Origin of the sequence: Kitasatospora sp. NPDC056531 (assembly GCF_042794375.1) — a bacterium.
In the GTDB taxonomy this organism is placed as follows: domain Bacteria; phylum Actinomycetota; class Actinomycetes; order Streptomycetales; family Streptomycetaceae; genus Kitasatospora.
The window spans coordinates 1-4,975 of record NZ_JBHTTU010000193.1 but is presented as its reverse complement, the minus strand read 5'-3'; the positions used below and the strand labels follow the sequence as shown (position 1 = coordinate 4,975).

Here is a 4,975-nt window from a genome sequence, read left to right as displayed (position 1 = left end):
TTCCCCCCCTCCCCCCCCCCGCGCCGCCCCCCCCCCCCCCCCCCCGGGGCCGTTCGGCCCTGGTGACGCGGTGGGGCGCGAGTAGCGTGGAAATTGGCCTGCAGGGCGAGCGAGGGAGCTCGGCCGGAGTGGCCCCGGATGGTCAACTGGGCTGTTCAGGGCCGACGGTCGGGCTGAGAGGCCGGAGGGGTGTCGACGAGCACCCGACGGTGACCTCCACTACCTGATCCGGGCAATTCCGGCGTAGGGAGCCCACCTTGCAGGTTCCATCGCGGGAAGGGAAGACGGCCCGTGCTGGCTGCAGACCGGCGCGGGCCGTCGGCGACCAGGCTGGAGCTTGTGCTCGTCCGAGCCTTGGGGCGGGTTCACCCGGTGGCATCGGGGTAGCGGAGGAGGGCTCCCAGGCCGTCCGGGAGGGGGAGTTCGTCGCGGGGGACGACGACGAGCTCCGCGCCGGTGCCGACGATGGCGCGGATCAGCGCGGCGTCGGCCGGTTCCTGCCAGCCGGACTCCACCCCGATGCCTCTCAACTCGACCTCGGTGAGGCCGATCTGCTTCGGTGCCAGTCCGACCCACAGCCGCTGGTGCAGGTCGAAGGGGTCGTTGATCAGGACGGCTTCGGCCTGGCCCCGGCGCAGGGCGGCGACCGTTACCGCAAGCCCCTCGGCGGCTCCGCTGCCGCGGGCGCGTCGGGCCAGGAAGCGTTCGACGGAGGCCTGGTCGCGGGCGGACAGCCGGCCGCGGAAGAGGTAGCGGAGTTCCTCCTCCAGCAGGGCGCGTTCGGGTTCGGCGTCCCAGCCGGTGCTGTCGATGCCGACGATCCGCGGGCGCAGGCGCTTGGGCAGTTCACGGGCGATGGTGTTACGGGCCCGGTGGTCACCGGACAGCACGATCTCCTCGGCGTCGCCGCGGTCGGCCAGGTCGGCGATTCGGCCGGCGACCGCGACGGCGGCCTGCCGCCACTCCTCCGCCGGGACCTGTCGTCGGCTGCGGTGTCCGGGAGCCACGCGGGTGGCAGGCCAGCGGCCGGCCTGGACGGTGACTTCGACCTCGGCCTCCGCCACGCGGGCGACCGGCGGCTGGGGGACCCGGTGGACGGCCGCGGCCACGTACGGGATGTCCGGGGCGTGCTGGAGGGCGAGCGGCATCGCGTCGGGGACCATGGTGAGCCGGGCGGTGTCGCTGGGCGGCGGTTCGGGTAGTTCCTCGGCGAGGGCGAGGCGCCCGTGGGCGGCGAAGATCGCCTGGCCGTGCCGGCCGGGAAGGTCGCGGTCGGTGCCGACGACCTGGGCGATGGCCCCGGTGGTGGCCAGGTCGGCACCCTGGGCGGCGAGTTGGGCCTCCAGGTAGCGGCGGCGCAGCTCGATCGCGCGGTCGGGGTCGTCGAGGTCGCGCGAGGTGTCGACGTAGGCGCAGGCGTAGGGGCCCTGCCTCGCGTACAGCGGGCCGAGGAAGGTCAGTCTCATGTCGGCTCCCCAGTGGCTAGAGTCCTTGGGAGAGCAGGAGTTCGTGGGCGAGGCGGGCGGCGCGGGCGGGGCGTTCGGGGTCGGGTTCCTGGTCGGGAATGTCCTCCATGCCCTGGATGAGGGCGCGGATGGCCTGGCCGAGGGCCTGGACCTGGGCCTCCAGCAGCTCGACGCGCTCGACGGCGCTCTCGACGTCGCGGCCGGTCGGGTGGAGGGCTACGTCCGGCTGGCTGGCGGGTGTGTCGGGTTTCATCGTTGGCTCCTCTTAGCGGGGTATCGGCTTGGCTATTCGGCGGGTGTGATCAAGCCGTAGTGGCCGTCGTAGCGGTGGTAGAGGACGTTGCCCCGGCCGGTGAATTCGTCGGCGTAGAACACGAACGGCTGCCCGAGGGCGTCCATGCGCCCCTTCGCGGTGGCGGAGGTCATCCTGGGCGCGGGGGCGGGGCTGACGGTCAGCGGCACGGCGGTGGTGCCGAGTTGCTCGGGGTGGGGATGGACCTGGGCGAGCCGGTAGCCGGCGGGCGCGGTGCGGTAGAGGACGCTGTCCTCGCCGCTGTTGATCTCGGTGAACAGGTGGAAGCCGTAGTCCATGGTGTCCATTTCGAACGCGGCCTCGTCGACGCTCTCGCGGGCCAGGGAGAAGGACTTGTGCTGGATGATCCCGCGTTCCTCGGGCGGGCGGGGGAAGTAGTCGGGCCGGTGGGTGGGCTCGCTGCCGTGCCGCCACTCGTGCTCGTCGGCCTTCGGCAGGGCGCCGCGCTGGGCCTCCCAGTGTCGGCGGAGCCGGGCCAGTTGCCGGGCGAGTCGGTCACGCAGCAGGTCGATCGCCTCGGACATCGACTCGGCCGCCACATGCGCCCGGGCGGCGCGGCCGTTGACGTCCAGATCGGCCTGGGCGATGAACGGTCGCTCGGTGGCGGGGTTGTGCATCCGGGTGAGCCGGATGCGGACGTGCAGGACGGGCTCGCGGATCCCATCAAGGAGCATGAGCACCTTGTTGCGGGCGAGTTCCGCCATCTCGGGCGGGAGGTCGCCCTGGGCTTCGAGCTCGACTTCGGGTGTCTGGCTGGCCACTGGATCGGTTGCCATCGGATTTCCTCCGTTCGTGGCCGTGGTCGTGCGGGCGTCAGGTGTAGCGGGTCAGGCCGCCGATCCCCTGGGCAGGGTTGCTGGGGATACCGGACGCAAGGACTCGGACGTCGGCGCCGGTGAGCAGTGCCGACCGGACGGCGGAGTCCGCGAGGTCCGCCCGCACCACTGGCTTGAGGTCCTGGGGCAGGGAGGCGGGCTGGTCCGCGATGTCGGTGGGTCCGGGGCCGAGCCAGGCGCTACGGCGGCCGGCGAGCCCGTCGGTGATCAGCAGGGTGCGCAGTGCCCCGTCGGCGAGCGCGCGCACGGTCGCGTAGATGCCCTCCACCGCGTGGCCGTGCGGCGAGAGCTGCTCGGTGTAGCCGCGCAGCAGCACGGTCGTCTGCTCCTGGCCGGCGCGGCAGGTCTCCGTCTCGACCTGGGCCATACGGTGCGGCCAGGCCCCGTCCGGGCTGCGGCTGCCGCTGACCGACCGGATGGACACATCACGGCGGACCCATGTGGGCAGGTGCTTGGTGAGGTACTGCCGGGCGCGGACGTCGCCGGCCAGCATCAGCACGTGGGCGTCGACCTCGGCCAGCGCCGTGCCGAGTGCTTCGGCGACCTTGACGGCGTTGTGCTCCCAGGAGTCCTCGGCCCGGTGCTGGTAGCGCATCTGGGACCGGCCGCCGGGCCGATTGCGCTCGATCTCGTCGTCCGGGCCGATGACGGTCCGGCCTGCGCCCTCCGTGGCACCGTCGAGATAGAGCCGCAGGTCGGCTCCGGTACGGTCGACCACGGCGACCACGTGGGCGGGGTGGTCCTGGCGCCAGGTGAGCAGCGGCAGCAGGTGTGGCAGGGACGCTCTGAGGGCCAGGTCCCTTTGATCGAAGCCGGGCAGGACGGCCGAATGCGCCACCTCTCCGCCCGCCGCGAAGGCGGCGAGCACGCCGGAGCCGGGCTGGGAGGAGAGGAAGCGCCGGGTCAGGGCGTCCAGCTCGTCGGCCCGGGCCCCCTGGCCTGCAAGGTTGCGGCAGAGCCCCTGCCAGCGTTCCTCGGCGTCCAGGCCCATCTCCGGGCGCGGATCGAGGTCGAAGTAGACCGACAGGAATGGGCCGGATGCCGAGAGCAGCGCTCGCAGGGCCTGAGTGTCGGTCTCTGTTCCAGTAGTCATGTGACTTCTCCTTGAAACGGTCCGCCTGCGGCTGCGGGGACCACCACGACCGGGCAGGGGGCGTGCTTCAGCAGAGCCTCGGCGGCGTGGCCCTGGACCGCGCTCCGCCGGATCTCCACGGGCGGCTCGGGGCCCACGACCTCTTCGACGGTACGGGCCAGCGCCTTCTGCGCAGAGTGGTCGATCTGGGGACCGGCCTTCGTCCTGGCCCAGGCGCTGATCGTCGGGTATGTCCAGGCTGTCATCGCCTCGACCACGGCGCCGGTGAGCCGGGCCTGGTCGACGGCCCACCTCAGCGCCAGCCGGGAGACCGCCGAGCCGTCCACCCCCACCACGACGCGGCGCACCGTGCGGTCCTCACCGGCCGTGGTGGACCTCGTTCTCCTTCTCACAGCACCACCGTGCCCAGGCCACCCGCTCCGGTCCAAGGTCCGGTCGTCTCCAACGGATGGGGCCACCTGGCCCTGCCGCGCTTCCGGGGACACGATGCCGGGCTGAATCTCCGGAGGAGCGTGGTCCAGCCCGGATCGGGGAGCTTGGGGCCGGTGTGCTGTACGGAGCCGAGCGTCGACCGTCGGTGGTGCGGCAGACTGCCACGGTACGTGAACGCGCCTACCGTAGAGGGTGGTTGAAGTGGGACAAACGAATCTCCCATCGCGCTCGCGCGATCGGCGCAGCAGCATGGAAACACAAGTACAGGCACTCGTCTGCGGCCAGGCGGTGGGTCGGCGGGCCTTGGCGGGTGTGCTGGACGGGAGCCGTGATCATGGGCGCGCCGTTGCTGATGGTGAGATCCCCGTGTGCCCGGGGCAGGCCCTGGGTGACAGCGGCTGCGGCGGTGGGGCTGCTCGGGGCCCTCGCCTATAGTTCGTTTCCGCTGCAATGGGTGGTGGGCTCGCGGCTGGGCCTGCTCCGGTCGTACGTCAGCGAGCTGTCCGTGCCGGGGCAGCCCGCCTCTGTGCTGTTCCGCGCAAGTGACGCGGCCAGCGGGATGAGCCTGGCCGCCCTCGCGATCGGCCTGGCTGGCTCGTGTGTCGGCGGGAGTCGGCGCGGGCTTGCCGCCGTGATCGCCCTCGCGGCCACCGGGCTGTGCTCGGCGGCCGACGGCCTGTGGCCAATGCCGTGCGCGCCGTCGGCCGACGTCGTCTGCCGAGCCCGCGACAGGGGCACGCTCGCGGCGCAGCTCGCCCAACCGCACACGCTTACCGGCCTGCTCGAGTTCACGGCCGCGGTGATCGCCGCCGTACTCTTCGGCTCCGCCCTGCGG

General features: G+C 72.5%; 6 protein-coding genes and 1 riboswitch. Of the genes, 1 reads left to right on the top strand and 5 read right to left on the bottom strand.

Annotated features, from left to right (window positions below; all coding sequences use genetic code 11):
• Positions 1 to 101 precede the first annotated feature (101 nt).
• Positions 102 to 267, top strand: a riboswitch (TPP riboswitch).
• Positions 268 to 365: 98 nt separating this feature from the next.
• From ACFQ87_RS43915 to ACFQ87_RS43895, 5 genes are read right to left on the bottom strand one after another with little or no spacing between them, the layout of a single operon-like run.
• Positions 366 to 1,466, bottom strand: a complete 1,101-nt coding sequence (locus tag ACFQ87_RS43915) for a hypothetical protein (protein ID WP_380616655.1) — start codon at positions 1,464 to 1,466, stop codon at positions 366 to 368.
• Positions 1,467 to 1,482: 16 nt separating this feature from the next.
• A complete protein-coding gene (locus ACFQ87_RS43910; RefSeq protein ID WP_380616654.1) occupies positions 1,483 to 1,719 on the bottom strand; it encodes a hypothetical protein in 237 nt (78 codons plus the stop codon).
• 32 nt (positions 1,720 to 1,751) lie between these two features.
• The gene (locus ACFQ87_RS43905) at positions 1,752 to 2,555 is read right to left on the bottom strand and encodes a sigma 54 modulation/S30EA ribosomal C-terminal domain-containing protein (RefSeq protein ID WP_380616653.1); all 804 of its coding nucleotides are present in this window, start codon (positions 2,553 to 2,555) and stop codon (positions 1,752 to 1,754) included.
• Between the two features lie 37 nt (positions 2,556 to 2,592).
• Positions 2,593 to 3,708, bottom strand: coding sequence for a Vms1/Ankzf1 family peptidyl-tRNA hydrolase (locus tag ACFQ87_RS43900; protein WP_380616652.1), 1,116 nt, complete (start codon positions 3,706 to 3,708; stop codon positions 2,593 to 2,595).
• A complete protein-coding gene (locus ACFQ87_RS43895; protein WP_380616651.1) occupies positions 3,705 to 4,100 on the bottom strand; it encodes a universal stress protein in 396 nt (131 codons plus the stop codon). The genes ACFQ87_RS43900 and ACFQ87_RS43895 overlap by 4 nt, the downstream gene beginning before the upstream one ends.
• Before the next feature lie 428 nt (positions 4,101 to 4,528).
• On the opposite strand from ACFQ87_RS43895, the gene ACFQ87_RS43890 reads away from it, so the two are divergent.
• A partial coding sequence (locus ACFQ87_RS43890; protein ID WP_380616650.1) for a DUF998 domain-containing protein occupies positions 4,529 to 4,975 on the top strand: 447 nt, incomplete at its 3' end.